Source organism: Pseudomonas lini (assembly GCF_001042905.1).
In the GTDB taxonomy this organism is placed as follows: domain Bacteria; phylum Pseudomonadota; class Gammaproteobacteria; order Pseudomonadales; family Pseudomonadaceae; genus Aquipseudomonas; species Aquipseudomonas lini.
Map to the genome: position 1 here is coordinate 646,140 of NZ_JYLB01000004.1, position 25,902 is coordinate 672,041.

At 60.0% G+C, this 25,902-nt stretch carries 24 protein-coding genes; 16 read left to right on the top strand and 8 right to left on the bottom strand.

The features are described from left to right. Positions 1-9: 9 nt before the first annotated feature. The 5 genes from TU81_RS15105 (at position 10) to TU81_RS15125 (ending at position 5,586) form a co-directional block, all read left to right on the top strand. Complete coding sequence (locus TU81_RS15105; protein WP_007903895.1) at positions 10-1,449, top strand: aminotransferase-like domain-containing protein; 1,440 nt, start codon at positions 10-12, stop codon at positions 1,447-1,449. Positions 1,450-1,536: 87 nt separating this feature from the next. Then, complete coding sequence (locus TU81_RS15110) at positions 1,537-2,004, top strand: hypothetical protein (RefSeq protein WP_048395850.1); 468 nt, start codon at positions 1,537-1,539, stop codon at positions 2,002-2,004. 157 nt (positions 2,005-2,161) lie between these two features. Next, the gene (locus tag TU81_RS15115) at positions 2,162-2,416 is read left to right on the top strand and encodes a YkgJ family cysteine cluster protein (RefSeq protein ID WP_019582607.1); all 255 of its coding nucleotides are present in this window, start codon (positions 2,162-2,164) and stop codon (positions 2,414-2,416) included. Positions 2,417-2,457: 41 nt separating this feature from the next. Further along, positions 2,458-3,060, top strand: a complete 603-nt coding sequence (locus tag TU81_RS15120) for an START domain-containing protein (protein ID WP_048395852.1) — start codon at positions 2,458-2,460, stop codon at positions 3,058-3,060. A 429-nt stretch (positions 3,061-3,489) separates the two neighbouring features. Then, positions 3,490-5,586 carry an LTA synthase family protein gene (locus tag TU81_RS15125; RefSeq protein ID WP_038982134.1) on the top strand — a complete coding sequence of 699 codons (2,097 nt, stop codon included), beginning with the start codon at positions 3,490-3,492 and terminating at the stop codon, positions 5,584-5,586. A 122-nt stretch (positions 5,587-5,708) separates the two neighbouring features. Here the strand turns inward: TU81_RS15125 and TU81_RS29615 are convergent, their stop codons facing one another. Beyond that, on the bottom strand, positions 5,709-5,861 hold the full coding sequence (locus TU81_RS29615) for a DUF3309 family protein (RefSeq protein ID WP_008012020.1): 153 nt from the start codon (positions 5,859-5,861) through the stop codon (positions 5,709-5,711). Positions 5,862-6,153: 292 nt separating this feature from the next. On the opposite strand from TU81_RS29615, the gene TU81_RS15135 reads away from it, so the two are divergent. The 3 genes from TU81_RS15135 (at position 6,154) to csrA (ending at position 7,705) form a co-directional block, all read left to right on the top strand. Then, entirely contained in the window at positions 6,154-6,969 is an 816-nt protein-coding gene (locus tag TU81_RS15135) for an SDR family oxidoreductase (protein ID WP_038982135.1), read from the top strand. A gap of 64 nt (positions 6,970-7,033) precedes the next feature. Continuing rightward, positions 7,034-7,366: a YnfA family protein gene (locus TU81_RS15140; RefSeq protein WP_048395854.1), complete on the top strand. Its 333-nt coding sequence runs from the start codon at positions 7,034-7,036 to the stop codon at positions 7,364-7,366. Positions 7,367-7,519: 153 nt separating this feature from the next. After that, positions 7,520-7,705, top strand: coding sequence for a carbon storage regulator CsrA (gene csrA, locus TU81_RS15145; RefSeq protein WP_030132007.1), 186 nt, complete (start codon positions 7,520-7,522; stop codon positions 7,703-7,705). A 5-nt stretch (positions 7,706-7,710) separates the two neighbouring features. Here the strand turns inward: csrA and TU81_RS15150 are convergent, their stop codons facing one another. The 5 genes from TU81_RS15150 to mnmC all read right to left on the bottom strand — a co-directional run bounded on the left by TU81_RS15150 (position 7,711) and on the right by mnmC (position 15,059). Next, positions 7,711-7,938 carry a YheU family protein gene (locus tag TU81_RS15150; RefSeq protein WP_003199186.1) on the bottom strand — a complete coding sequence of 76 codons (228 nt, stop codon included), beginning with the start codon at positions 7,936-7,938 and terminating at the stop codon, positions 7,711-7,713. Positions 7,939-8,104: 166 nt separating this feature from the next. Beyond that, entirely contained in the window at positions 8,105-9,295 is a 1,191-nt protein-coding gene (locus tag TU81_RS15155; RefSeq protein ID WP_048395858.1) for an osmoprotectant NAGGN system M42 family peptidase, read from the bottom strand. A 137-nt stretch (positions 9,296-9,432) separates the two neighbouring features. After that, positions 9,433-11,178 carry an N-acetylglutaminylglutamine synthetase gene (gene ngg / locus TU81_RS15160; RefSeq protein WP_048395862.1) on the bottom strand — a complete coding sequence of 582 codons (1,746 nt, stop codon included), beginning with the start codon at positions 11,176-11,178 and terminating at the stop codon, positions 9,433-9,435. 3 nt (positions 11,179-11,181) lie between these two features. Next, a complete protein-coding gene (locus TU81_RS15165; protein WP_048395863.1) occupies positions 11,182-12,954 on the bottom strand; it encodes an N-acetylglutaminylglutamine amidotransferase in 1,773 nt (590 codons plus the stop codon). 122 nt (positions 12,955-13,076) lie between these two features. Beyond that, positions 13,077-15,059 carry a bifunctional tRNA (5-methylaminomethyl-2-thiouridine)(34)-methyltransferase MnmD/FAD-dependent 5-carboxymethylaminomethyl-2-thiouridine(34) oxidoreductase MnmC gene (gene mnmC, locus TU81_RS15170; protein ID WP_048395865.1) on the bottom strand — a complete coding sequence of 661 codons (1,983 nt, stop codon included), beginning with the start codon at positions 15,057-15,059 and terminating at the stop codon, positions 13,077-13,079. A gap of 232 nt (positions 15,060-15,291) precedes the next feature. Between mnmC and pap the strand changes: the two genes are divergently transcribed. Both pap and TU81_RS15180 read left to right on the top strand, forming a co-directional pair. After that, on the top strand, positions 15,292-16,815 hold the full coding sequence (gene pap, locus TU81_RS15175; protein WP_038982141.1) for a polyphosphate:AMP phosphotransferase: 1,524 nt from the start codon (positions 15,292-15,294) through the stop codon (positions 16,813-16,815). A 105-nt stretch (positions 16,816-16,920) separates the two neighbouring features. After that, the gene (locus TU81_RS15180; RefSeq protein ID WP_048395867.1) at positions 16,921-18,105 is read left to right on the top strand and encodes a thiolase family protein; all 1,185 of its coding nucleotides are present in this window, start codon (positions 16,921-16,923) and stop codon (positions 18,103-18,105) included. A 128-nt stretch (positions 18,106-18,233) separates the two neighbouring features. Here TU81_RS15180 and TU81_RS15185 read toward each other — a convergent pair whose 3' ends face one another. Beyond that, positions 18,234-18,428 (bottom strand): DUF6316 family protein, encoded by a 195-nt coding sequence (locus tag TU81_RS15185; RefSeq protein ID WP_038982143.1) that lies wholly within the window; start codon positions 18,426-18,428, stop codon positions 18,234-18,236. A 201-nt stretch (positions 18,429-18,629) separates the two neighbouring features. On the opposite strand from TU81_RS15185, the gene TU81_RS15190 reads away from it, so the two are divergent. Beyond that, the gene (locus TU81_RS15190; protein ID WP_048395870.1) at positions 18,630-19,592 is read left to right on the top strand and encodes a DMT family transporter; all 963 of its coding nucleotides are present in this window, start codon (positions 18,630-18,632) and stop codon (positions 19,590-19,592) included. A 130-nt stretch (positions 19,593-19,722) separates the two neighbouring features. On the opposite strand, the gene TU81_RS15195 is transcribed toward TU81_RS15190, so the two are convergent. Further along, entirely contained in the window at positions 19,723-21,117 is a 1,395-nt protein-coding gene (locus TU81_RS15195) for a class II fumarate hydratase (protein ID WP_048395872.1), read from the bottom strand. Between the two features lie 192 nt (positions 21,118-21,309). Here TU81_RS15195 and TU81_RS15200 point away from each other — a divergent pair, with 192 nt between their 5' ends. From TU81_RS15200 to TU81_RS15220, 5 genes are all read left to right on the top strand, one after another. Further along, positions 21,310-21,831 (top strand): DUF2059 domain-containing protein, encoded by a 522-nt coding sequence (locus TU81_RS15200; RefSeq protein ID WP_038982146.1) that lies wholly within the window; start codon positions 21,310-21,312, stop codon positions 21,829-21,831. Between the two features lie 12 nt (positions 21,832-21,843). Further along, entirely contained in the window at positions 21,844-22,143 is a 300-nt protein-coding gene (locus TU81_RS15205; protein WP_008005913.1) for a BolA family protein, read from the top strand. A 188-nt stretch (positions 22,144-22,331) separates the two neighbouring features. After that, positions 22,332-23,273, top strand: a complete 942-nt coding sequence (gene trhO, locus TU81_RS15210) for an oxygen-dependent tRNA uridine(34) hydroxylase TrhO (protein ID WP_048395873.1) — start codon at positions 22,332-22,334, stop codon at positions 23,271-23,273. Positions 23,274-23,312: 39 nt separating this feature from the next. Further along, the gene (locus tag TU81_RS15215) at positions 23,313-23,915 is read left to right on the top strand and encodes a DsbA family protein (protein WP_173667543.1); all 603 of its coding nucleotides are present in this window, start codon (positions 23,313-23,315) and stop codon (positions 23,913-23,915) included. Further along, a complete protein-coding gene (locus TU81_RS15220; protein WP_048395875.1) occupies positions 23,908-25,725 on the top strand; it encodes an ABC transporter ATP-binding protein in 1,818 nt (605 codons plus the stop codon). Before TU81_RS15215 ends, TU81_RS15220 begins: the two co-directional genes overlap by 8 nt. Positions 25,726-25,902: the final 177 nt, after the last annotated feature.

The window sequence follows — 25,902 nt, forward strand, 5'->3', positions numbered from 1 at the left end:
TGCTGCGTCATGACCAATCTCTTGCTCTATCAACGAATTGCTCAGCAACTGGCCGAAGACATCCGCCGCGGTGTCTATCAACCCGGGGAGCGCGTGCCTTCGGTGCGCAAGATGAGCTCGCAGCTCAACGTCAGCCATGCAACGGTGTTGCAGGCCTACGCCAACCTTGAAGATCAGGGGCTGATCCGTGCCCGGCCGCAATCCGGTTACTACGTGCACCAGACGCCAGCGCTCACGGCGCCAACCCCGGATATCGCCCGGGTTGAGCGACCTGGCCTCGTCACCCGCAGCAGCATCATTCAGCAAGTCCTGGTCGAATCCCGCCGCGAAGGCGTCTTTCCGTTGGGCGCAGCTGTACCGAGCGTCGACTATCTGCCGGTGCGGGCGCTGCATCAGCAACTGGCCAAAGTCACCCGGTTCCATAGCCCGCGGGCGTTCAGCTACATGTTCAGCCCCGGCTTCGAGCCGTTGCGTCGGCAAGTGGCGATCCGCATGCGCGACGCCGGCGTGGTGGTCGACCCGTCGGAAGTGGTGATTACCCACGGCTGCGTCGATGCGTTGCAGATGTCTCTGCGCGTGTTGACCCGGCCGGGCGATCTGATCGCGGCCGAGTCGCCGACCTATTACGGTTTGCTGCAACTGGCCGACCTGCTGGGGCTGAAAGTTATCGAGATCCCCAGTGATCCAGCCACCGGCATGAGCCTCGAAGCCCTGCAACTGGCGGCCAACCAGTGGTCGATCAAGGCGTTGGTGCTGACTACGCGTTTGAGCAATCCCCTGGGCGGCACCATGCCCGAAGAGCGGCAGAAACAATTGCTGCGCCTGGCCTCGGATTTCGATATCCAGGTCGTCGAAGACGATATTTACGGCGAACTGATGTTCGAGCAGGGCCGCACTAAATCGCTCAAGGCCTATGACCGGCTGGATCGGGTGATCTATTGCTCCAGCTTCTCCAAAACCCTGTCGCCCGGTGTGCGCATCGGCTGGATGATTGCCGGCAAGTACCAGCAGGAAATCCAGCGCTTGCAGACCTTCAGCACCCATTCGGCCTGCAGCGTCACGCAAATGGGCATCGCGGCCTATCTGGAGAACGGCGGTTACGACCGGCATTTGCGTTACATCCGTCAGGAGTACCGCAAAAACCTCAGCGCTTTTCAGCTGGCGGTGCAGCAGTACTTCCCGGAAGGCACGCAGATGACCCGGCCCACCGGCGGCTTCATTCTGTGGGTCAGCCTGCCGGGGCGGGTCAACACGCAGGAGCTGCATGTGCGTGCGTTGCAGCAGGGCATCAGCATTGCGCCGGGGCTGATTTTCAGTAACACCGAGCAGTTCAATCACTGCATTCGCCTGAACTGTGGCATCCCCTGGAACCGCGAGGCCGAGCGTGCGTTGATGACATTGGGGTTGCTGGCGACGCAACTTTGCCAGGAGACGGCGAGCGGTTTTTGACCTGCCGGGCAGTTGTGAACTGCCCGCTTGTCTTGTCGTCTCCAACAGGCGAGCATATAGCCTTCTGCCGTTCACGCCGTTGGGTCCATGAAGCCGATTTTTCCTGCCGCCTGGTTGTTGATCTGCCTGTTAATGACCTGTCACGCGGAAGGCGTCATGGCGGCTTCCGTTCAGGAAAAACCGACAGCCAACGCAACCGCAAAAAAACCGGCACCGATCAAAAAGGCTGCGCCGGTCAAAAAGAAGGCTGCAGCGGTCAAAAAGCGTTCCCCCATTGCTTCCAAGTCGAAACCGGCCAGTGAAGTCGTGAAAACCAAGCTCCCTTCGGCAAATCTCGACTTGAGCCTGCCCAAGGACATGGTCGAAGAACTGAAGCCGGTCGGCACGGTAGCGTTACCCCGACGCGATGCGCTGTTGCCGCAAATGTTCGGTGACAAGAGCAGCCCGTTCCAGCTCAACGGTCGTCTGCTCAGCAACGAAATGCAGCTGCAACTGCGCAATGAAGAGCGTCGGGAAGTTGAAGGCGCGGCGCTGGAATTCGAGTTCAAGCAGTAAATCCCTCCCATTCGTGACCCGCGGACCAGACGCTTTGTCGGAGACTGCTCAGTCACGTTCGTTTGAGCGAAAAAACCCGGGCTCAGGTAATTTTAAACAGTCGTTTTAGCCGTTACTCTGTGCCCGTCCCTTTACCCGTCGCGAGGAGCTTGTCGTCATGAGATGCCGTGAAGGCTGTGGCGCCTGTTGTATTGCCCCTTCCATCAGTTCGCCGATTCCCGGAATGCCCAATGGCAAAGCTGCCGGAGAGCGTTGTGTGCAGCTGTCTGCCGATAATCTGTGCAGCATTTTTGGCAAGCCGGAACGTCCTGCGGTGTGTTCGGCATTTGAAGCCGATGTCGAGGTCTGCGGCAGCAGCAGCGATGAAGCGATCAAGTTGCTGGGCTGGTGGGAGCAAATGACGGCCGCGTGATGTATTCAACGAACGGAACTTCAACAATAAGGAATAAGACTATGGGTTCGCTGCATCGTATGGCTGTGCTGTGTGGTTTGACGGTTTTACTGGCCTCCACGGCCCAGGCCGAAGAGTGGAAAACCGCCAAGGAAGAAGACGGCATCAAAGTGTCCTTGAGTGAAGTGGCCGGTTCCCAATACAAGGCTTACCGTGGCGTGACCGTCATGAAGACCACCATGGCCAAACTGCGTGCATTGCAGGAAGACGTGCCGGGCGCCTGCGCCTGGATCCACGAATGCAATACCCAGAAGCTGCTCAAGCATGAAGGTAACCAGAGCTGGACCTACACCCAGTTCAATACCCCTTGGCCGGTCACTCCTCGCGACTCCGTGTTGCATGTCACCACCGTTGAAAGCGCCGATGGCAGCCTGACCCGCGAGCTGGAAGGACAGCCGAAGTACCTTCCGGAAGAAAAAGGTTTTGTACGGGTCGCCCAGGTCAAAGGTTTCTGGAAGCTCGTGCCTAAAGGCGATCAAGTCGAAGTGACCTATCAGGCCCATACCGAACCCGGCGGCAGCGTGCCGTCGTGGTTGGCCAACAAGTTCGTGGTCGACGCGCCGTTCAATACCCTAAAAGCCCTGAAAGAACGCGCCGAGAAGTAACCGCGTACTCTTTTGATATGGCCTGTTCGACAACGCCCCGATTTGGTCGGGGCGTTTGCGTTTTTTTACCAAGGGCGGGGCTATATTTTGTTTCTGGATATGCGTTGAACGAAATTTTCACAAAGCCTCCAAGACAATTCACCCGCGCCCAACCAGTCCGCCTCCGCAACTTTGCGCCAGGTCTCTTGTCCCAGAACGCTACAAGCGACCGTCGGGGTCTGCCGGTCAGTAATCAATGGTAATGGCGCGGTTGATCGTGCAACATTTGCGCATCGCGCAAGCCCCGGGGCCGAGGATGGCCAACAGAGGGCAAGGTACTTAATGCCGGTCAGTTAAACGCAAGCCCGCTCCCACAGATTAACCGACCAGCATCAGGCAAGGCGCCGCTGTATTTTTGAAACTTCAACTTCCAATGGGTCCTAAAACGACATGGCAAACCCGGACGCCCTGAGTCAGCAGCGAGCTTCTAGTCGCCTGCTGCAACCGACCGTCAAATCGCATCTGGCCTACACACTGTTGTGTGCCTTGGTCATGATGGTCATGTTCAGCCTGCTGCGCGTAGCGCTGTTGGTCTACAACAGCTCGATGATCCTCGACACACCGGCTTCGACCTTTCTGGAAGCGTTCGCCAACGGCCTGCGTTTCGATTTGCGTCTGGTGGTTTACCTCTGCATCCCGCTGCTGCTGGCATTGTTCAGCGCCCGGGCCATGGCTGCCCGCGGGTTCTTTCGGCTGTGGCTGACCGTTGTCTCGAGTATCGCGCTGTTCCTCGGCCTGATGGAGATGGACTTTTACCGCGAGTTCCACCAGCGCCTCAACGGCCTGGTCTTCCAGTACGTGAAAGAAGACCCGAAAACCGTGATGAGCATGCTCTGGTACGGTTTTCCGGTGGTTCGCTACCTGTTGGCCTGGGCCGTGGGCACGTTGATTCTGACCCTCGCGTTCAAGGGCGCCGACCGCGCCACGCGTCCTCGCGGGCCGTTCAGCGGAGGCAGCATTAGTACGCGGCAGGTCGCTCCGTGGTATGCGCGTGGCATCGTGTTCGTGGTCTGTCTGCTGGTCTGCGTGGTCGCCGCTCGTGGCACCCTGCGTCAGGGGCCGCCAATGCGTTGGGGTGACGTTTACACCACCGACTCCAATTTCGCCAACCAGTTGGGCCTCAATGGCACGCTGTCGCTGGTCGCGGCGGCGAAGAGCCGGTTGTCCGAACATCGCGACAATGTCTGGAAGGCCACACTGCCACAGCCTGTGGCCCAGCAAACCGTGCGCGATATGTTGCTGACCCCGAGCGACAAGCTGGTCGATCCCGAGACCGCTGCGGTGCGTCGCACCTACAGCCCCGATACCAACAAGACACTGCCGATCAAGAACGTCGTGGTGATCCTGATGGAAAGCTTCGCCGGTCACTCGGTGGGCGCTCTGGGGCGTCCGGGTGAAATCACGCCGTACTTCGACAAACTGTCGAAAGAAGGCCTGTTGTTCGACCGTTTCTTCTCCAACGGCACCCATACCCATCAGGGCATGTTCGCCACCATGGCCTGCTTCCCGAACTTGCCGGGTTTCGAATACCTGATGCAGACGCCTGAAGGCAGCCACAAACTGTCCGGCCTGCCGCAGTTGCTCAGTGCCCGTGACTACGACGATGTATACGTCTACAACGGCGACTTCGCCTGGGACAACCAGTCGGGCTTCTTCAGCAACCAGGGCATGACCAATTTCATCGGGCGTAATGACTTCGTCAACCCGGTGTTCTCCGATCCGACCTGGGGCGTGTCCGACCAGGACATGTTCAACCGTGGCCTGGAAGAATTGAAGGCCCGCGACGGCAAGGACAAAAAGCCGTTCTATGCCTTGCTGCAAACGCTGTCCAACCACACGCCGTATGCTTTGCCGACGCCATTGCCGGTTGCGCCTGTGACCGATCGCGGCAGCCTTAACGAGCACTTGACCGCCATGCGCTACTCCGATTGGGCGTTGGGTCAATTCTTCGAACAGGCCCGCAAAGAGCCGTACTTCAAGGAAACCCTGTTCGTGGTTGTCGGCGATCACGGTTTTGGCAATGAACAGCAAATTACCCAAATGGACCTGGGTCGCTTCAACGTTCCAATGCTGTTGATCGGGCCGGGCGTGCAGGAAAAATTCGGTCAGGTCGACCACACCGTGGGCACTCAGATCGATATCGTGCCGACCATCATGGGCCGTGTCGGTGGCGATGTGGTTCATCAATGCTGGGGTCGCGACTTGCTGAACCTGCCGGAAGGCGACAAGGGCTTTGGCATGATCAAACCGTCGGGCAGCGATCAGACGGTGGCGTTGCTCACTGCGGATCGCGTGCTGGTACTGCCCAAAGAGATGCCGCCGAAGTTGTATCGATATGAACTGGGCGCCAACCCGAAAGGTGAAGTGATCCCGGCTTCGGCGGACGAAGCGGCGCTCAAGCAGAAGCTCGAGTCGTTCATCCAGACGGCCTCAAAAAGCCTGATCGATAACACCGCCGGTGTGGTTGACGGCAAGCCGGACCTGTAGGAGCCAGGCTTGCCGGCGAAGGCGTCCTTAAGGGTGCCTTCGCCAGTAAGTCGGATCACCGACCGCTGGCGCATACGAAAAGAGGCCCTTCGCAGGGCCTCTTTTTTTTGCCGGCAAAACCTTTATATCTTGCCAAGTAGCAGCAGGATCAACAGCACCACCAACACTACGCCGATGATACCGGACGGGCCGTAACCCCAACTTCTGGAGTGCGGGAAGACCGGCAAGCCACCTATCAACAACAGGATAAGAATAACGATAAGAATTGTGCCCATGTCTGTTTCCTTGTTGGAAGCGTTGTGGATTGACCTAGGGTTTAGCCATCAGCTGGACTTGTATTAATCCTAGCTGCTTACAAAATCCGACTCATGGATATGAAGAAAAATTCCAGGTTTTTTTAATGTATTTGGAAAGTATGTTTATTTCTTTTACTGCGTCTCAAAGTTGAAACAACCAGACCGCGCCGTGGTTCATTGCTGGCCATTCAGCAATCTGATGGAGCGTGGGTTGCGCATTATCCTTCGCTACACTCGGTGCATCTTCCCCGGAACAACAAGGCTGTTTGCTATGCAAAATCGCATGATGATCACTGGCGCGGGCTCAGGCCTGGGTCGCGAAATCGCGCTGCGTTGGGCGCGTGAAGGCTGGCAGCTGGCCTTGTCGGACGTCAGTGAACCCGGTTTGCAAGAAACCCTGAAACTGGTTCGCGAAGCCGGCGGTGATGGTTTCATCCAGCGCTGCGATGTGCGTGACTACAGCCAGCTGACGGCCTTCGCCCAAGCCTGCGAAGAGAAACTCGGCGGCATCGATGTCATCGTCAACAACGCCGGCGTGGCCTCGGGCGGGTTCTTCAGTGAACTGTCGCTGGAGGATTGGGACTGGCAGATCGCGATCAACCTGATGGGCGTGGTCAAGGGCTGCAAGGCCTTCCTGCCGCTGCTGGAGAAAAGCAAAGGCAAGATCATCAACATCGCCTCGATGGCGGCACTGATGCAAGGTCCGGCCATGAGCAACTACAACGTGGCCAAGGCGGGTGTGGTGGCTTTGTCCGAGAGTCTGTTGATCGAACTGGCCCACGAGGAAGTCAGCGTGCATGTCGTTTGCCCGTCGTTCTTCCAGACCAACTTGTTGGACTCCTTCCGCGGCCCGACCCCGGCCATGAAAGCCCAGGTCGGCAAGTTGCTGGAAAGTTCGCCGATCACCGCCGCTGACATTGCCGATTACATCTATCAGCAGGTCGCCGCCGGCGAATTCTTGATTCTGCCTCACGAACAGGGCCGCATGGCCTGGGCGATCAAGCAAAAAGACCCGCAAGTGCTCTACAACGAAATGACCGTGATGGCCGACAAAATGCGCGCCAAGGCCAAACAATCCGCAGGCTGAACTTGCCCGTGCGCAATACCGTCGTTAGGGTGGCCGCAACCGGCCATCCTCACGAGACACCTGCATGATCAATTACCTGTGGTTTTTCCTCGCCGCGCTGTTCGAAATCGCCGGCTGCTTCGCCTTCTGGATGTGGTTGCGCCAGGGTAGAAGCGCTTGGTGGATTATCCCGGCGTTGCTCAGCCTGATCTTGTTCGCGGTGCTGCTGACCCGGGTCGAAGCGAGCTATGCCGGCCGCGCCTATGCCGCCTACGGGGGCATCTACATCATTGCGTCGATTGGCTGGCTGGCGGTGGTCGAGCGGATTCGTCCACTGGGCTCGGACTGGATTGGTGTGGCGCTGTGTGTGATCGGCGCCACGGTCATCTTGTTCGGCCCGCGTCTCTCCGCTTCCTGAAGGATCGGTCCTTCATTCAACCGGTTTGTCGGATGGGTCCGTCAGGGCGAAGCATCCTGCGCTGTAGGGCGAGACTGTTTTGCTGCCGTTGCATTGAACACCCGCTACGCGCCGGGCATCTTCAAGGGCCGGAAACCCTGAAGGATGAATGCCATGCTTGTACTCAGTCGCGTTGTGGGCGAGTTGATTTCCATTGGTGACAACATCACCGTGCGGGTTCTCGCCGTTAACGGAAGCAGCGTGCGCTTCGGTGTTGAAGCGCCACAGCAGGTCAACGTACATCGCGCCGAAGTCTATGAGCGCATCCAGATCAAACAGGCCAAAGCCAAAGCTCGTTAAGGGCCTCAGTCGAACAGATGCTTGGGCACGTCGTGCTTGAGCATCAACTGGCATTGCTCGCTTTCCGGATCGAAGACGATCAGCGCCTGTCCCTTGGTCAATGCCTGGCGAACACGCAAGACGCGGGTTTCCAGCGGTGTGTCATCGCCGTTGTCCGTGCCGTCGCGGGTCACGAAATCCTCGATCAGGCGGGTCAGGGTGTCGACTTCAAGTTGGTCGTGGGGGATCAGCATAAGGCACCTCGGCTAGACAATGGCGCGATGCTACGGCGGTTATGAACGCATCACCAGTAGGAGCTGCCGAAGGCTGCGATCTTTTGATCTTTGCGCCAGATGCATCGCTGCAGATCAAGATCAAAAGATCGCAGCCTGCGGCAGCTCCTACAATTTTGCGTTCGCTTTAGCTATCTGTGCGCTGTCCGACGAGGCTATCGACCGACGGCACCCGCGTATCGCTTTCCATCTGCGTCTCGTGTTCGATCTGGTGACTGAACCGGTCCAGCGATCCCTTGGCCGGTTGTGCATCGCTGGCGAACACCGGCGGGCTGAGGATGTAGGCGCCGAGCAGGCGGCTGAGGGCGGCGAGGCTGTCGATGTGGGTGCGCTCGTAACCGTGGGTGGCATCGCAACCGAAGGCCAGCAGGGCGGTGCGAATGTCGTGGCCCGCCGTGACGGCCGAATGCGCATCGCTGAAGTAATAGCGGAACAAGTCACGGCGCGCCGGCAGTTCGTTGTCGCTGGCCAGGCGCAGTAGATGGCGCGACAGGTGATAGTCATAAGGCCCGCCAGAATCCTGCATTGCCACACTCACCGCATGTTCGCTGGAATGCTGGCCGGGCGCGACCGGCGCGATGTCGATGCCGACGAATTCGCTGACATCCCAGGGCAGGGCGGCTGCCGCACCGCTGCCGGTTTCTTCGGTGATGGTGAACAGCGGATGGCAGTCGATCATCAACTCTTCGCCGCTGTCGACAATCGCTTTCAGCGCCGCCAGCAAGGCGGCAACGCCGGCCTTGTCATCGAGGTGGCGGGCGCTGATGTGGCCGCTTTCGGTGAACTCCGGCAACGGGTCGAAGGCGACGAAATCGCCGACGCTGATCCCCAACGAATCGCAATCGGCGCGGGTCGCGCAGTAGGCGTCCAGGCGCAATTCGATGTGATCCCAACTGATCGGCATTTCATCCACGGCAGTATTGAACGCGTGCCCGGAAGCCATCAGCGGCAACACGCTGCCGCGGATCACACCGTTGTCGGTGAACAGACTGACGCGGCTGCCCTCGGCAAAACGGCTGGACCAGCAACCGACCGGCGCCAGGGTCAGGCGGCCGTTATCCTTGATCGCGCGAACCGCTGCGCCAATGGTGTCCAGATGGGCGGAGACGGCGCGGTCCGGGCTGTTTTTCTTGCCCTTGAGGGTGGCGCGGATGGTGCCGCGACGAGTCATCTCAAAGGGAATGCCCAGCTCTTCAAGACGCTCGGCGACGTAACGCACGATGGTATCGGTGAAGCCAGTGGGGCTGGGAATGGCGAGCATTTCCAGCAGGACTTTTTGCAGGTAATTGAGGTCCGGTTCGGGAATTTTGCTGGTCATGGAAACTCCTGATGAAGTGAGAGCTGATCGTTCCCACGCTCCGCGTGGGAATGCAGCCAGGGACGCTCTGCGTCCCAAGCGGACGCGGAGCGTCCGAGGAGTCATTCCCACGCGGAGCGTGGGAACGATCAGGGGGGCTAGGCCGCCGGCTGACTATGCGGAAACAACAAATCCACAAACCGCTCGGCCGTCGGCTGCGGTTCATGGTTGGCCAGCCCGGCGCGCTCATTGGCTTCGATAAACACATACTCCGGCTGGTCAGCGGCCGGCACCATCAGGTCGAGCCCGACCATCGGAATATCCAGCGCCCGCGCCGCGCGCACGGCCGCATCCACCAAGGTCGGATGCAGAATCGCCGTGACGTCCTCAAGAATGCCGCCGGTATGAAGGTTCGCCGTGCGTCGCACGAACAAGTGCTCGCCGGCCGGCAGAATGCTGCTGTAGTCGTAACCCGCCGCCTGCAAGGTGCGCTGGGTCTCATGGTCTTGCGGGATTTTGCTTTCACCGCTGGTCGCCGCCTGACGGCGACGGCTCTGGGCCTCGATAAGCGCACCAATGGAATGCTGACCGTCGCCGACCACCTCCGCCGGCCGGCGAATGGCGGCCGCGACCACTTCGAAACCGATCACCAGAATCCGCAAGTCGAGGCCTTCGTGAAAGCTTTCCAGCAGCACTCGACTGTCGAATGCGCGGGCGTTTTCGATGGCCTGCTGAACCTCTTCGATGGTGCGTAAATCCACCGCCACACCTTGGCCCTGTTCACCGTCCAGCGGTTTGACCACCACCCGTTCGTGCTCGTCGAGAAATGCCAGGTTGTCGTCCGCGCTCCCCGCCAGTTGTTGGGCGGGCAGTTTTAGACCGGCGTTTTTCAGCACCTTGTGGGTCAGGCTTTTGTCCTGACACAACGTCATGCTGATGGCGCTGGTCAGATCGCTCAGGGATTCGCGGCAACGTACCCGACGACCGCCGTGAATCAGGGTGAACAGACCGGCTTGCGCGTCATCCACCTGCACATCAATGCCGCGCCGATGAGCCTCCTCAACGATGATTCGCGCATACGGATTGAACTCCGCTTCCGGGCCGGGGCCGAGAAACAACGGCTGGTTGATGCCGTTTTTGCGCTTGATGGCGAAGGTCGACAAGTTGCGAAAACCGAGCTTGGCGTAAAGGCTTTTCGCCTGACGGTTGTTGTGCAGCACAGACAGGTCCAGGTAACTCAGGCCACGGCTCATGAAGTGTTCGATCAAGTGCCGCACCAGCACTTCACCGACGCCTGGGCGGGAACATTGTGGATCGACCGCCAGGCACCACAGGCTGCTGCCGTTCTCCGGGTCGTTGAAGGCCTTGTGATGATTCAGGCCCATGACGCTGCCGATGATCGCGCCGCTGTCCTCATCTTCGGCCAGCCAGTAAACCGGGCCGCCCTGGTGATGAGGCGTCAGCAAACTCGCATCAATCGGCAGCATGCCGCGCGCCTGATACAGCTGATTGACGGCCTGCCAGTCCGCTTCGCTTTGCGCCCGACGGATGCGAAAACCGCGAAACACCCGGGTGGACTGACGATAATCGCTGAACCACAGGCGCAAGGTGTCGGAAGGGTCGAGGAACAGTTGGGCCGGCTCCAGCCCCAGCACTTGCTGGGGCGCGGCAACGTACAAGGCGATGTCCCGCTCACCGGGCTGCTCATTGAGCAGCTCTAGGGCAAGGCTCGCGGCATCGGGAAAGGTATGGCCGATCAGCAACCGGCCCCAGCCGCAATGCACCGCGATTGGCGCGGCGCCCAATTCACTGCCGTCTTCGGCCAGGCGCGCCTGCAAGCGTTCGTAGGAGGGCGCCTGACCGCGCAACAAGCGTTGGCTATAAGCCGTAGCGTGAGGTTTCATCGATCAGATTCCTTGTTCACTGAGCCACAGGTTCAGAGCTGCCAATTGCCACAGCTTGGAGCCGCGCAACGGGGTCAGTTGACCTTGCGGATCGGTCAGCAGGCGGTCGAGCATGGCGGGGTTGAACAGGCCACGATCCTGACTCGGATCGAGCAGCAGTTCACGCACCCAGTTCAGCGTGTCGCCCTGCAAATGCTTGAGGCCGGGGACCGGGAAGTAACCCTTTTTGCGGTCGATCACTTCACTCGGAATGACCAGCCGCGCCGCTTCTTTCAAGACTTGCTTGCCGCCATCCGGCAGTTTGAATTTGCCCGGCACCCGCGCCGACAATTCCACCAGGCGATAGTCGAGAAACGGCGTGCGCGCTTCCAGCCCCCAGGCCATGGTCATGTTGTCGACCCGTTTGACTGGGTCATCCACCAGCATCACGGTGCTGTCCAGACGCAGGGCTTTGTCTACGGCTGCGTCGGCACCGGGCTGAGCGAAATGTTCCTTCACGAAGTCGCCGGCCGCGTCGTTGGCCGTCAGCCATTTCGGCTGCACCGTGGCGGAGTAGTCGGCGTAGCTGCGGTCGAAAAACGCATCGCGATACGCCGCATACGGATCGCTCGCACCGTCCACTTGCGGATACCAGTGATACCCGGCGAACAACTCGTCCGCGCCTTGGCCGCTTTGCACCACCTTGCAGTGCTTGGCCACTTCGCGAGACAGCAGGTAGAAGGCGATGCAGTCATGGCTGACCATTGGCTCGCTCATGGCGCGGAACGCCGCGGGTAGTTGCTCGATGATTTCTTTTTCGTCGATGCGCAGTTGGTGATGTTGGGTGCCGTAGTGCTTGGCGATCAGGTCCGAATACTGGAACTCGTCACCGCGCTCGCCGCCGGCATCCTGGAAACCGATGGAGAAGGTCGACAGGTTTTCAACGCCGACTTCGCGCAACAGGCCTACCAACAGACTCGAATCGACACCGCCGGAAAGCAGCACGCCGACATCCACGGCCGCCCGTTGACGAATCGCCACCGCATCACGGGTGCTGTCGAGCACACGGTCGCGCCAGTCTTCGAGGGTCAGGTTCAGTTCGTCGGCATTTGGGCCGTAGGGCAGGGTCCACCAGGTTTTCTGCTCGGTGGTGCCGTCTGCTTCGATGCGCATCCAGCTTGCCGGGGGCAGCTTTTCGATGCCCGCCAGCAAGGTGCGCGGGGCCGGGACCACGGCGTGGAAATTCAGATAATGATTGAGCGCCACCGGGTCGAGGATCGGGTTGATGTCGCCGCCCTTGAGCAATGCTGGCAGGGCCGAGGCAAAGCGCAGGCGTTGACCGGTGCGCGACAGATACAACGGCTTCACGCCGAGACGGTCGCGGGCAATGAACAAACGCTTGGCGTCGCGCTCCCAAATGGCGAAGGCGAACATGCCGTTGAGTTTGGGCAACAAGGCTTCGCCCCAGGCGTGATAACCCTTGAGCAGCACTTCGGTGTCGCCGCCGGAATAGAAGGCGTAACCGAGGCTTTCCAGTTCGGTGCGCAGTTCCGGGAAGTTGTAGATCGCGCCGTTGAAGGCCAGGGACAGGCCCAGTGAGTTGTCGATCATCGGCTGTGCCGAGCCGTCCGACAGGTCCATGATTTTCAGGCGCCGATGGCCCAGGGCAATCGGCCCCTGGCTGTGGAAGCCCCACGCATCAGGGCCGCGAGGGGCCAGGTGATGGGTGATTCGTTCAATGGCTGCGAGGTCCGCAGGTTGATGGTCGAAACGTAATTCTCCAGCTAATCCGCACATAAGTCCTTACCGGTTTTTCCGTTGGGGAGGGTCAATCGATACCCGCCAAAAACGGCGGGTACTCAGAAACTGACCCAGGTGAATCCCTGGAGTTTTAGACCGATAAGTTATAAGGCTGTGGGTCAGGCTTTTCCGCGGATCAACTGGCGCAAGGCAAAACGGTTGGGATGGCAGGCTTCGGCCACTGTTTTTGGCAGCGGCAACGGCTCGTTTTCTAGCCATGCCGCCAACAGCTCGCCAGACAGTGGCGCGGTGATCAAACCGCGAGAGCCGTGACCGCTGTTGATGTAAAAACCATCGAGCCATGGGCAGGGAACATCGGGCACTTGCCGGGCATCTTTGCTCAGCGCGGCATAGGCCTCGGCGAAGGCGGCCTGTTCGGCCAACGGTCCGACGATCGGCAAGTAGTCGGGGCTGGTGCAGCGGAATGCCGCGCGCCCTTCAAGCTGTTGCGGGTCCAGGTCTGGAACATGCAGACGGGCGACCAGATCAGTGGAGATTTCCTCGAGCAACGCCAGGTTGCCGAGGTGTTCGGCGACGGTCGGGGTCAGCTCATCGCTTTTGAAATCGAAGCTGGCGCCGAGTGTGTGTTCGCCCAGGCGTGCGGGTGCTACATAACCTTCAGCGCAGACGACGGTCGCCAGGCTCTGGCTTTCAGGGGTTTGCGCCAGCCGGGTGATTTGCCCGCGAATGCGTTTGAGGGGCAGGTCGGCGCTGTATGGAAAACGCTTGATCTCGGCGGCGCCGGCCAGAATTACCACGGGCGCGCTGGCCAGCAGTGCATCACCATCCCAAGCCTGCCATTGATCATCGACCTTGCGCAGTTCCAGCACCTCGCAATGGGGCAGCCACTGGATGTTCGTGGAGGACGCTTGCCACTGGCACAACGCGGGCGGATGAACCCAGCCACCTTCAGGGTAGAACAAGCCGCCGTGCGCCAGTTCGATACCGGCTCGGGCCTGGGCCTGGGATTGATCGAGCAGGTGCACCAGGCTCGGTGAAAAGGCCGCGGCCAATTGCGCCTGACGCTCGGCTTCCTTGGCATTGAAGGCCAGTTGCAAGACCCCGCAATCGTCCCAGTCGACACCACGTTGCAGCTGTTCCAGCAGACGTCGGGTGTAGCCAAAACCGCTGACGATCAATTGCGATAACGCCGTGCCATGGGCCGAAAGCTTGAGGTACAGCACGCCCTGAGGATTGCCCGAGGCTTCCTGCGCCAGTGCTTCGTGACGGTCCAGCAAACTCACTTGCCAACCCCGCGCGGCGAGGCTGGCGGCACTGGCGCAACCGGCCAGACCGGCGCCGATCACCAAAGCGCGGCGTTCGCCGGTCAGCGGTTGTGGGCGAGCGAACCATGGTTTTGTCGCGGCTGGTTTAGCGGTCTCTTCGGGCCAACCGAGGAACGTGCCCCGCAGAATTTCCCACTTGTGGCCGATGCCTGGCGTGCGCTTCATCTTGAAGCCCGCCGCGTTCAGCAGGCGGCGCACCCAGCCGGTGCTGGTGAAGGTGCTGATGGTCGAGCCGGGCGCCGCCAGGCGAGCCAATTCGGCAAACAATTCGGCGGTCCACATGTCGGGGTTTCTCGCTGGAGCGAAACCGTCGAGAAACCAGGCGTCGATCTGCGCATCCAGTTGCGGCAACTGCTCAAGTGCATCGCCGATCAGCAAGGTCAGGGTAACGCGGCCGTTGTCCAGCACCAGACGCTGAAAGCCTTGATGGATCGCCACGTATTGCGCCAGCAATTGATCGGCAAACGGCTTGAGCTCCGGCCATAAGGCCAAGGCTCGTTGCAGATCGGGCGCGCTCAGCGGGTATTTTTCGACGCTGACAAAATGCAGTCGCGCACCGGCCACCGCGTGCTGTTCGAACAACTGCCAGGCACAGAGAAAATTCAGCCCGGTGCCGAAACCGGTCTCGCCAATCACCAGTCGACCACCCGCCGGCAAGGCGGCGAAGCGGTCGCGCAAAACGTTTTGCTCCAGAAACACGTAGCGGGTTTCTTCAAGGCCCGACAGGTCGGAAAAATACACATCATCGAACACCCGCGAACGCGGGCGACCTTGGTCGTCCCAGTCGAGCTGGGCGTGGGGCAATACAGGTTTCATGGCAGGCTCGGTAACGGCAAGGTGGCCATTCTAGCCGATCGCCGCAGTGGCGCTTGATCCATGGCAAGGCACCGAGCCAACCGCCTGCTCAAAATGGTGGGTTACCGCAAAAGATCGCAGCCTTCGGCAGCTCCTACATGGTATCGACGTACACCTGTAGGAGCTGCCGAAGGCTGCGATCTTTTGATCTTTTTTGCTGCTAGTCTTGCTCAATCCTGGAAGGAGCCGCTCCATGTTCGAATCTGCTGAAATCGGTCATGTCATCGACAAAGAAACCTATGAAGCCGAAGTGCCAGCGTTGCGTGAAGCCTTGCTCGAAGCGCAGTTCGAACTTCGCCAGCAACAGCGCTTTCCGGTGATCATTTTGATCAACGGCATCGAAGGGGCCGGCAAGGGCGAGACGGTCAAGTTGCTCAATGAGTGGATGGACCCGCGCTCGATCGAGGTCCGCACCTTCGACCAGCAGACCGACGAAGAACTGGCGCGACCGCCGGCCTGGCGCTACTGGCGGATGTTCCCGGCCAAGGGGCGCATGGGGATTTTCTTCGGCAACTGGTATAGCCAGATGTTGCAGGGACGGGTTCATGGTTTGTTCAAGGATCCGCGACTCGATCAAAGCATCAACGGGGCCGAACGGCTGGAGAAGATGCTGTGTGACGAAGGCGCGCTGATCTTCAAGTTCTGGTTTCACCTCTCCAAAAAACAAATGAAAGCGCGGCTCAAGGCGCTGGCCGACGACCCGTTGCACAGCTGGCGCATTAGCCCGCTGGACTGGCAACAATCCGCGACCTACGACAAATTCGTGAAGTACGGCGAACGGGTGCTGCGCCGCACCAGCCGCGACTATGCGCCGTGGCATGTGATCGCCGGCGTGGACGCGCGCTATCGGAGCCTGACGGTCGGCAAGATCTTGCTCGAGGGCCTGCAGAGCGCGCTGAAGAGACCCAGGATTCACCCGCACAAAGTCAGCGCAGCGCCCTTGTTCCCCAGCGTCGATCAAGTGAATCTGCTCGACAGCCTGGACTTGACCCAGCAGCTGGACAAGGACGATTACGAAGAGCAACTGATTACCGAGCAGGCACGGTTTTCCGGGCTGATGCGCGACAAACGCATGCGTCGCCACGCGTTGATTGCGGTGTTCGAAGGCAACGACGCGGCAGGCAAGGGCGGGGCAATCCGGCGGGTGGCCGCGGCGCTCGACCCGCGCCAGTACGACATCGTGCCGATCGCCGCGCCCACCGAGGAAGAACGGGCGCAGCCGTATCTCTGGCGGTTCTGGCGGCATATTCCGGCCCGGGGAAAATTCACTGTGTTCGACCGTTCCTGGTATGGCCGGGTGTTGGTGGAGCGCATCGAAGGCTTTTGCAGCAAGGCGGACTGGATGCGCGCCTATGGCGAGATCAACGACTTTGAAGAGCAGATCGCCGATGCCGGAGTGATCGTGGTCAAGTTTTGGCTGGCCATCGACAAACAGACTCAGATGGAGCGTTTCCAGGAGCGCAAAGAGATCCCCTTCAAGCGCTTCAAAATCACTGAAGACGACTGGCGCAATCGCGACAAATGGGACGACTATCGCGCCGCTGTCGGCGATATGGTCGATCGAACCAGCACCGAGATATCGCCCTGGACCCTGGTGGAAGCCAACGACAAGCGCTGGGCACGGGTCAAGGTCTTGCGCACCATTAACCAGGCGCTGGAAGAGGCCTTTGAAAAGTCCGACAAGCGCGAAAAGAAACTGCAAAAGCGCAAGCGCTGAACCGATGGCTACGCATACGCGGGGTGAATGATTGTCGCGGTCAGTCATAGGGTGGACTTATGCTCGGTCCAACTCCTGACTGACAACAACAATGAGGTGTATGCCATGCGTGAAGTGGTGATCGTCGACAGCGTACGGACCGGCCTGGCCAAGTCCTTTCGCGGCAAGTTCAACATGACCCGCCCGGACGACATGGCGGCCCACTGTGTCAACGCGCTGCTCACGCGCAATGACGTCGACCCGGCCAGCGTCGAGGATTGCATCGTCGGCGCCGGCTCCAACGAAGGCGCCCAGGGCTTCAACATTGGCCGCAACGTCGCGGTGCTGTCGCACCTGGGCATCGGGACGGGAGGCATGACCCTTAACCGCTTCTGTTCGTCGGGCTTGCAGGCCATCGCCATTGCCGCCAATCAGATTGCTTCGGGGTGCAGCGACATCATTGTCGCTGGCGGCGTCGAGTCGATCAGCCTGACCATGAAAAGCGTCAACACCGACAACCTGATCAACCCGCTGCTGAAAGAGCAGGTGCCGGGTATTTATTTCCCCATGGGCCAGACCGCCGAGATCGTCGCGCGTCGTTACGTTGTCAGTCGCCAAGAGCAGGATTTATACGCTCTACAAAGTCAGCAGCGTACCGCCCTGGCGCAGGCCGCCGGGTTGTTCAACGATGAAATCGTACCGATGGCGGTGAAGTATCGCGTTGAGGACAAGGTCACCGGCCAGGTGCAGATCCTCGACGGCATCGTCGATCATGACGACTGCAATCGCCCGGACACGACTCTGCAAAGCCTGGCCGGGTTGAAACCGGTGTTTGCCGAAGACGGCTCAGTGACCGCCGGCAACTCGTCGCAACTGTCCGACGGCGCTTCGATGACCCTGGTGATGAGCCTGGAGAAAGCTCTGGCGCTGGGGCTCAAGCCCAAAGCCTTCTTCCGCGGTTTTGCCGTGGCCGGGTGCCAGCCGGACGAGATGGGCATCGGCCCGGTGTTTTCGGTGCCGAAGTTGCTCAAGGCCAAGGGGTTGCAGGTTACCGACATTGATCTGTGGGAGCTCAACGAAGCGTTCGCCTCGCAATGCCTGTACAGCCGCGATCGGCTGGAAATCGACAACGACAAATACAACGTCAACGGCGGCTCGATTGCCATCGGCCACCCGTTCGGCATGACCGGTTCGCGTCAGGTCGGGCACATCGTGCGTGAGCTGCAGCGGCGCAACCTGCGTTACGGCATCGTCACCATGTGCGTGGGGGGCGGGATGGGGGCTACGGGGTTGTTTGAGGCGGTGCGTTAGACCTTAAGTGTTTTGTAGCCTGATCAACCGCATTCGCGAGCAAGCCCGCTCCCACATTTGACCGAGTTCCAACGTTGGACACGGTTAAATGTGGGAGCGGGCTTGCTCGCGAATGCAGGCGGCGCGGTTTATTCGCTCATGCTCATGACCTGCATCCGCTCGATATACGCGTGAATCTCGCGCTCCGCTGCCTCCCGGTTTTCAAACGGCCCCTCCAAAGTGAGTTCCCGTGTGGTGAAATACAGCTCTCCATTCACACGACACAAGCGGTCACAACGAAAGTGGGTGGCGGGGGCGTTGTCTTGGGCGCGCATGCCGTACATGAGCGATCTCCTGCGGATGACAGTTTCAATGAGCTTATGCATGAACCACTTGTCGCGCCTGGCCACCTGATCGACGGCATATCGTCAACTTTACGGTGCGACCTGCACAGTTTCATTCGCGGCCCGTTGGCAACTGTCCCTGTGTCGCGCCCCGGTCTGAGCCTAGAATGACCGTTTTCGCCAATCGGCTTTGGGGTCAGCATGCATATTTCATCGGGTCGCTGGGTTTATGGGCTGTGCCTGGCCTTGCTGACTGCGTTGCTGTGGGGAATCCTGCCGATCAAGCTCAAGCAAGTGCTGCTGGTGATGGACCCGGTGACGGTGACCTGGTTTCGCCTGCTGGTGTCCGGCGGTTGCCTGTTCATTTATCTGGCGGCGACCAAACGCCTGCCGAGTCGTAAAGTCCTCGGCCCGCGCGGTGGCTGGCTGGTGTTGATGGCGGTACTCGGACTGGTCGGCAACTACGTGCTGTACCTGATGGGCCTGAACCTGCTCAGCCCCGGCACCGCGCAACTGGTGGTGCAAATGGGCCCGATCATGTTGCTGATTGCCAGTCTGTTCGTGTTCAAGGAACGGTTTAGCGTGGGGCAGGGGATTGGCCTGTTGGTGCTGCTGATCGGCTTTGCGCTCTTCTTCAATCAGCGCTTGAGTGAGTTGCTCACCTCCCTGACCGATTACACCGCCGGTGTGCTGATGGTGCTGCTGGCGTCCACGGTCTGGACCTTCTATGCCTTGGGCCAGAAGCAGTTGCTCACGGTGTGGAATTCGTTGCAGGTGATGATGGTGATTTACCTGTTTTGCGCGCTGTTGCTGACGCCATGGGTGCATCCGCTGGAGGCGCTGCAACTGAGCCCGCTGCAAGGCTGGCTGCTGCTGGCGTGCTGTTTGAACACGCTGATCGCTTATGGCGCCTTCGCTGAAGCCCTGGCCCATTGGGAAGCCTCACGGGTCAGTGCGACGCTGGCGATCACGCCGCTGGTGACCTTTGGCGCCGTGGCCGTGGCCGCGTGGTTATGGCCGGAGTATGTGCATGCCGAACAGATCAATGGCCTGGGTTATGGCGGGGCGGTGCTGGTGGTGCTCGGGTCGGCGTTGGTGGCGTTGGGGCCATCGTTGGTGGCCGGGCTCAGGGCTCGACGGGTGCGGATGGCAGTCACACGGTAGACCTCGTTATCGTTCATCGCGGGCAAGCCACGCTCCCACAGGTTTTGTGTCGATCACAGTATCCGTGAGCAACCCAAAACCTGTGGGAGCGGGCTTGCCCGCGATGACTGACTGTCGGGCGCTACAGAACTCAGCCCTTGGCACCGGCCTCCAACATGTCCTCCGGCCTCACCCAGGCATCAAACTCTTCATCCGTCAGATACCCCAGCTGCAACGCCGCCTCGCGCAAGGTCAGCCCCTCGCTGTAAGCCTTCTTGGCAATCTCCGCCGATTTGTCGTAGCCGATGTGCGGGTTCAGCGCCGTCACCAGCATCAAACCTTGTTCCAGATGCTCGGCCATTTTTTGCGCATCCGGTTCCAGGCCGGCGATGCAATGCTGCTGGAAGTTACTGCAGCCATCGCCCAGCAAGCGGATCGATTGCAGCAGGTTGTGGATGATCACCGGTTTGAACACGTTCAATTGCAGGTGGCCCTGACTGGCGGCAAAACCGATGGCAACGTCATTGCCCAATACCTGACAGGCCAGCATCGACAGCGCTTCGCACTGAGTCGGGTTGACCTTGCCGGGCATGATCGAACTGCCCGGCTCATTGGCCGGCAGTTTCACTTCGGCAAACCCCGCTCGCGGCCCGGAGCCCAGCAGGCGCAGGTCGTTGGCGATTTTCATCAGGGTCACGGCAAGGGTTTTCAGTGCGCCGGAGAGGGTGACCAACGGCTCGTGGCCGGCCAGGGCGGCAAATTTATTGGGGGCCGTAACGAACGGCAGGCCGGAGAGGGCGGCCAGTTCGGAGGCGATCGCTTCGCCAAAACCGTGGGGCGAGTTCAATCCGGTGCCGACCGCAGTGCCGCCCTGAGCCAGTTCACAGACGGCCGGTAGCGCGCTGCGGATCGCCCGCTCGGCGTAATCCAGTTGCGCGATGAACGCCGAGAGTTCCTGGCCGAAGGTAATTGGCGTGGCGTCCATCATATGGGTACGACCGGTCTTGACCAGTTTCATGTGCCGTGCGGACAGCTCCGCCAACCCGCCGGACAACTCGCTGATCGCCGGCAGCAAATGCTGCTGCACCGCCTGAACCGTCGCGATGTGCATGGCCGTGGGGAAGCAATCGTTGGAACTCTGGGAGCGGTTGACGTGATCGTTGGGGTGTACCGGGGCCTTGCCACCGCGCGGGTTGCCGGCCAGTTCGTTGGCGCGACCGGCGATCACTTCGTTGACGTTCATATTGCTTTGGGTACCGCTGCCGGTCTGCCAGACCACCAGCGGGAACTGCTCGTCATGGTCGCCGTCGAGCACTTCGTCGGCGGCCTGTTCGATCAGCCGGGCGATGTCGGCGGGCAGGTCGCCATTGCGATCGTTGACGCGCGCCGCGGCTTTCTTGATCAGGGCCAGGGCGTGTAGCACCGCCAGCGGCATGCGTTCGTTGCCGATGGCGAAGTTGATCAGCGAGCGTTGCGTCTGAGCGCCCCAGTAAGCGTCATCCGGGACTTCCACCTGGCCCAGGCTGTCGGTTTCGATACGGCTCATCATGCACACTCCTGTAGGTCTGATAGCGCAGTTTAGGCCTTGATCGCCGGCTGTGGTTCCATCAGTCTGGAATTTGACCGTTCAACCCCTCTAAATCAGGCGCGACAAGGCTTGGGGTTGAGTGACACACTTTTTTAGGTGCAGAATGGACGCCCTTGAGGTTTTGCCTCGCCTGCTAGAAAAGGAAACTCGATGACTCGTCTTCGTGCCATCTGTACCGCGGTTGCACTGGTTTGCGCCAGCGGCCAGGTTTTTGCCGATACCGCCAGCCACAACGCCAGTGCCGAAGCTTTCCTGACCCTGGCGCACGCTGACAAATTGGGCACTCCGGTGTACATGCAAGTGCAGCAAATGTTCGCTCAGCGCTTTGAACAGACCAAAGCCCCTGAATCGAAAAAAGCCGTTCTGGAAACTTACCAGGCCAAGGCTAACGCCGCTCTGGATCAAGCCATTGGCTGGAAAAAGCTGAAGCCGGACATGGTCAAGCTTTACACCACCAATTTCAGCGAATCCGAGCTCAAGGATCTGGTTGCGTTCTACCAGTCGCCACTGGGCAAGAAAGTCCTGGAAAAAATGCCGCAGCTGACTCAGCAATCGGCCCAGATGACTCAAGCCAAGCTGGAAAGCGCGGTGCCTGTGGTCAACAAACTGCTGGCTGACATGACGGCCGAGCTGGAGCCTAAGGGCGCCGCTCCTGCCAAGAAAAAGCCTTAAGCGGAGTTCGGGATGACCATGCAACAACGCATCGAATCGACGCTCGGGCTGCTACAGCCCGAGCATCTGCAAGTGCTGGATGAAAGCCACATGCACAGCCGTGGGTTACAGACCCACTTCAAGGCGGTGGTGGTCAGCCAGCAGTTCGAAGGCCTCAATCGCGTCAAGCGTCACCAGAAGGTGTACGGCACTTTGGGCGAACTGATGGGCGAGTTCCATGCGTTGGCGCTGCATACCTACACGCCGCAAGAATGGGCACAGATCGACGCGGCCCCGGCCTCGCCGACCTGTGCTGGCGGCAGCAAACATTAAGCAGATCGAAAGATCGCAGCCTGCGGCAGCTCCTACGCGCCTGTGGGCGCCGCCGCAGGCTGCGATCTTGGCCATCTAAAGCCAATCGCTGCTGGTTTTGCTAGAATCCGCAACGCGCCGCTCACCCGGCGCGTTTTTTTTCGCATCCGGTTCACCCCTTACGAGGGTAGCCACCTGGAGAATTACCCATGACACAACAGATTGTCGTGGCGGCACTGTATAAGTTCGTCACCCTGGAAGATTACGTCACCCTGCGCGAGCCGCTGCTGCAAGCAATGGTCGACAACGGCATCAAAGGCACGCTGCTGATCGCCGAAGAAGGCATCAACGGCACCGTGTCCGGCAGCCGCGAAGGCATCGACGGGCTGATGGCCTGGCTCAAGAACGACCCACGAATGGACGACATCGACCACAAAGAGTCGTACTGCGACGATCAGCCGTTCTATCGCACCAAAGTCAAACTCAAGAAAGAAATCGTCACCCTCGGCGTCGAAGGCGTGGACCCGAATAAAAGTGTCGGCACCTACGTGGATCCACAGAACTGGAACGCACTGATCAGCGATCCGGAAGTACTGCTGATCGACACCCGCAACGACTATGAAGTCTCGATCGGCACCTTCGAAGGCGCCATCGATCCGAAGACCACCAGTTTTCGCGAATTCCCCGACTACATCAAAGCCAATTTCGACCCGGCCGTGCACAAGAAAGTCGCGATGTTTTGCACCGGCGGTATTCGCTGCGAGAAGGCCTCGAGCTACATGCTCAGTCAGGGTTTCGACGAGGTCTATCACCTCAAGGGCGGCATCCTGAAGTACCTCGAAGAGGTACCGCAGGAAGAAACCAAATGGCAGGGCGACTGCTTCGTGTTCGATAACCGCGTGACTGTGCGCCACGACCTCAGCGAAGGCGACTACGATCAATGTCATGCCTGTCGTACGCCCATCAGCGTGGAAGACCGTGCATCCGAGCATTATGTGGCCGGCATCAGTTGCCCGCATTGCTGGGATAAGCTGAGCGAGAAAACCCGTCGCAGTGCCATCGACCGGCAGAAGCAGATCGAACTGGCCAAGGCGCGCAACATGCCGCACCCGATCGGTTACAACTACAAGCAAACTCCTTCCGAGGCTTGAACCATGTCTGCACGTCGCCTGCTCTATGTGATGGACCCGATGTGTTCCTGGTGCTGGGGTTTTGCGCCGGTGGCCAACGCGCTGGTCGAGCAGGCGCAGGCAGCGGGGGTGGACGTGCATCTGGTCGTCGGCGGTTTGCGCACGGGCAGTGGCTCGGCGCTGGAGCCGACCACCCGGCGCTACATCCTTGAGCACTGGCAGGCGGTCCACGAGGCTACTGGTCAACCGTTCAAGTTTGAAGGCGCGCTGCCCGACGGGTTTGTCTACGACACCGAGCCGGCGTGTCGGGCGCTGGTGACGGCGCGCAGCCTGGCACCGGATTGCGCGTGGAAATTGCTCGGGTTGATCCAGCAGGCGTTCTACGCCGAAGGTCGCGACGTCACCCACGCCAGCGTGTTGGTTGAGCTGGCAGAGCAGGCCGGTTTGCCGCGCATCGAGTTCGCTGCCGCCTTCGACCGTGCCGATCAGCACGCAGCCACCGCTGCCGATTTCACCTGGGTCCAGGACCTGGGCATTGCCGGTTTCCCGACCTTGCTGGCAGAGCGTGATGGTCAATTGGCGTTGCTGACCAATGGGTATCAACCTTTGAGTGTGTTGTCACCGTTGCTCGGCCGCTGGCTGGAGCGCGCTGCCTGTGCATGACCTGCCCGACGACGTTCCAGCCCCTGCACGTGTCGACCGTCTGAGCTGGGCAGAAATCCGTCGCCTGGCCCTTCACCATAAAAAATCCTTGTGGATCGCCAACGGCGTCGCGGTATTGGCAACGCTGTGCAGCGTGCCGATCCCCTTGCTGTTGCCATTGCTGGTCGACGAAGTGCTGCTGGGCCACGGCGACGCTGCGCTGAAAATAATGAACCACGCGCTGCCCGACGTCTGGCAGAAAGCCGCGGGCTATATTGGCCTGATGCTGCTGGTGACATTGGCACTACGCTGTGCCGCGTTGTTGTTCAACGTTGTGCAGGCGAAATTGTTTGCGGCGCTGGCCAAAGACATCGTGTATCGGATTCGGCTGCGGTTGATCGAGCGGCTCAAGTGCATCTCGCTGGGGGAATACGAAAGCCTGGGCAGCGGCACGGTGACTACGCACCTGGTCACCGACCTGGACACGCTGGACAAATTCGTCGGCGAAACCCTCAGTCGTTTCCTCGTGGCCATGCTGACGCTGGTGGGCACCGCCTCCATCCTGATGTGGATGCACTGGAAACTCGCGCTGCTGATCCTGCTGTTCAACCCGCTGGTGATCTATGCCACGGTGCAGTTGGGCAAGCGGGTCAAACACCTGAAAAAACTCGAGAACGACAGCACCTCGCGCTTCACCCAGGCCTTGACCGAAACCCTGGATGCCATCCAGGAAGTGCGCGCCGGTAATCGTCAGGGTTTTTTCCTCGGCCGGCTTGGCCAGCGAGCGCGTGAAGTGCGCGATTACGCCGTGAACTCGCAGTGGAAAACCGATGCATCGAACCGCGCCAGTGGTTTGCTGTTCCAGTTCGGCATCGATATTTTCCGTGCGGCGGCCATGCTCACTGTGTTGTTTTCCGACCTGTCCATCGGCCAGATGCTGGCCGTGTTCAGCTACCTGTGGTTCATGATCGGTCCGGTGGAACAACTGCTCAACCTGCAGTACGCCTTTTACGCCGCCGGCGGTGCGCTGTCGCGAATCAACGAGTTGCTGGCCCGTGCCGACGAGCCGCAATACACCGGCAGTGTCGACCCGTTCCAGGGGCGCGACACGGTGGGCATCGAAGTTCAGGGATTGAGTTTCGGCTACGGCGACGAGTTGGTGTTGAACCAAATGAACCTGTCGATTGCCCCCGGTGAAAAAGTCGCGATTGTCGGCGCCAGCGGCGGTGGGAAAAGCACGCTGGTGCAGTTGCTGCTCGGTTTGTACACGCCGCTGGCCGGCACCATCCGTTTCGGTGGTTCGACTCAGGAAGAGATCGGCCTGGAAACCGTGCGCGAAAATGTCGCCGTGGTCTTGCAGCATCCGGCACTGTTCAACGACACCGTGCGCGCCAATCTGACCATGGGCCGCGAACGCAGCGACGAAGCCTGCTGGCAGGCATTGGAAATTGCTCAACTGCACAACACGGTGCGTGAATTGCCCAACGGCCTGGACAGTATTGTCGGGCGCTCCGGTGTGCGTTTATCCGGCGGGCAGCGTCAACGCCTGGCGATTGCGCGGATGGTGTTGGCCGAACCCAAAGTGGTCATCCTCGACGAGGCCACGTCCGCCCTGGACGCAGCCACCGAATACAACCTGCACCAGGCACTGGCGCGGTTCTTGAGCAACCGCACCACGCTGATCATTGCGCACCGGTTATCGGCCGTGAAGCAGGCCGACCGGGTGCTGGTGTTCGATGGTGGGCAAGTTGCCGAGGATGGCGACCACCAGCAATTGATTGCCGATGGTGGGTTGTACGCCAAGCTTTATGGGCATTTGCAGCAGCACTAGATGAGTGCCACAGGACGCTCAGGGCGTTTTCCCCGGCAAGGATGAGCACATGGGGATGAAGCCCAGCCCTGAAGCGCTGGGACTATGCTGCTGTTGAGCATGAGTTTCCCCGGCTTGCCTAGAGTGAGAACCCATCCTAGTCTAGCGGTAGCGTTTTCGTCCGGACGACGATCGAGC

Bases quoted from the DNA above. Each gene is read 5' to 3' on its own strand.
- TU81_RS15105 (WP_007903895.1), top strand. From the start codon at position 10: ATGACCAATCTCTTGCTCTATCAACGAATTGCTCAGCAACTGGCCGAA.
- TU81_RS15110 (WP_048395850.1), top strand. From the start codon at position 1,537: ATGAAGCCGATTTTTCCTGCCGCCTGGTTGTTGATCTGCCTGTTAATG.
- TU81_RS15115 (WP_019582607.1), top strand. From the start codon at position 2,162: ATGAGATGCCGTGAAGGCTGTGGCGCCTGTTGTATTGCCCCTTCCATC.
- TU81_RS15120 (WP_048395852.1), top strand. From the start codon at position 2,458: ATGGGTTCGCTGCATCGTATGGCTGTGCTGTGTGGTTTGACGGTTTTA.
- TU81_RS15125 (WP_038982134.1), top strand. From the start codon at position 3,490: ATGGCAAACCCGGACGCCCTGAGTCAGCAGCGAGCTTCTAGTCGCCTG.
- TU81_RS29615 (WP_008012020.1), bottom strand. From the start codon at position 5,861: ATGGGCACAATTCTTATCGTTATTCTTATCCTGTTGTTGATAGGTGGC.
- TU81_RS15135 (WP_038982135.1), top strand. From the start codon at position 6,154: ATGCAAAATCGCATGATGATCACTGGCGCGGGCTCAGGCCTGGGTCGC.
- TU81_RS15140 (WP_048395854.1), top strand. From the start codon at position 7,034: ATGATCAATTACCTGTGGTTTTTCCTCGCCGCGCTGTTCGAAATCGCC.
- csrA (WP_030132007.1), top strand. From the start codon at position 7,520: ATGCTTGTACTCAGTCGCGTTGTGGGCGAGTTGATTTCCATTGGTGAC.
- TU81_RS15150 (WP_003199186.1), bottom strand. From the start codon at position 7,938: ATGCTGATCCCCCACGACCAACTTGAAGTCGACACCCTGACCCGCCTG.
- TU81_RS15155 (WP_048395858.1), bottom strand. From the start codon at position 9,295: ATGACCAGCAAAATTCCCGAACCGGACCTCAATTACCTGCAAAAAGTC.
- ngg (WP_048395862.1), bottom strand. From the start codon at position 11,178: ATGAAACCTCACGCTACGGCTTATAGCCAACGCTTGTTGCGCGGTCAG.
- TU81_RS15165 (WP_048395863.1), bottom strand. From the start codon at position 12,954: ATGTGCGGATTAGCTGGAGAATTACGTTTCGACCATCAACCTGCGGAC.
- mnmC (WP_048395865.1), bottom strand. From the start codon at position 15,059: ATGAAACCTGTATTGCCCCACGCCCAGCTCGACTGGGACGACCAAGGT.
- pap (WP_038982141.1), top strand. From the start codon at position 15,292: ATGTTCGAATCTGCTGAAATCGGTCATGTCATCGACAAAGAAACCTAT.
- TU81_RS15180 (WP_048395867.1), top strand. From the start codon at position 16,921: ATGCGTGAAGTGGTGATCGTCGACAGCGTACGGACCGGCCTGGCCAAG.
- TU81_RS15185 (WP_038982143.1), bottom strand. From the start codon at position 18,428: ATGTACGGCATGCGCGCCCAAGACAACGCCCCCGCCACCCACTTTCGT.
- TU81_RS15190 (WP_048395870.1), top strand. From the start codon at position 18,630: ATGCATATTTCATCGGGTCGCTGGGTTTATGGGCTGTGCCTGGCCTTG.
- TU81_RS15195 (WP_048395872.1), bottom strand. From the start codon at position 21,117: ATGAGCCGTATCGAAACCGACAGCCTGGGCCAGGTGGAAGTCCCGGAT.
- TU81_RS15200 (WP_038982146.1), top strand. From the start codon at position 21,310: ATGACTCGTCTTCGTGCCATCTGTACCGCGGTTGCACTGGTTTGCGCC.
- TU81_RS15205 (WP_008005913.1), top strand. From the start codon at position 21,844: ATGACCATGCAACAACGCATCGAATCGACGCTCGGGCTGCTACAGCCC.
- trhO (WP_048395873.1), top strand. From the start codon at position 22,332: ATGACACAACAGATTGTCGTGGCGGCACTGTATAAGTTCGTCACCCTG.
- TU81_RS15215 (WP_173667543.1), top strand. From the start codon at position 23,313: ATGTGTTCCTGGTGCTGGGGTTTTGCGCCGGTGGCCAACGCGCTGGTC.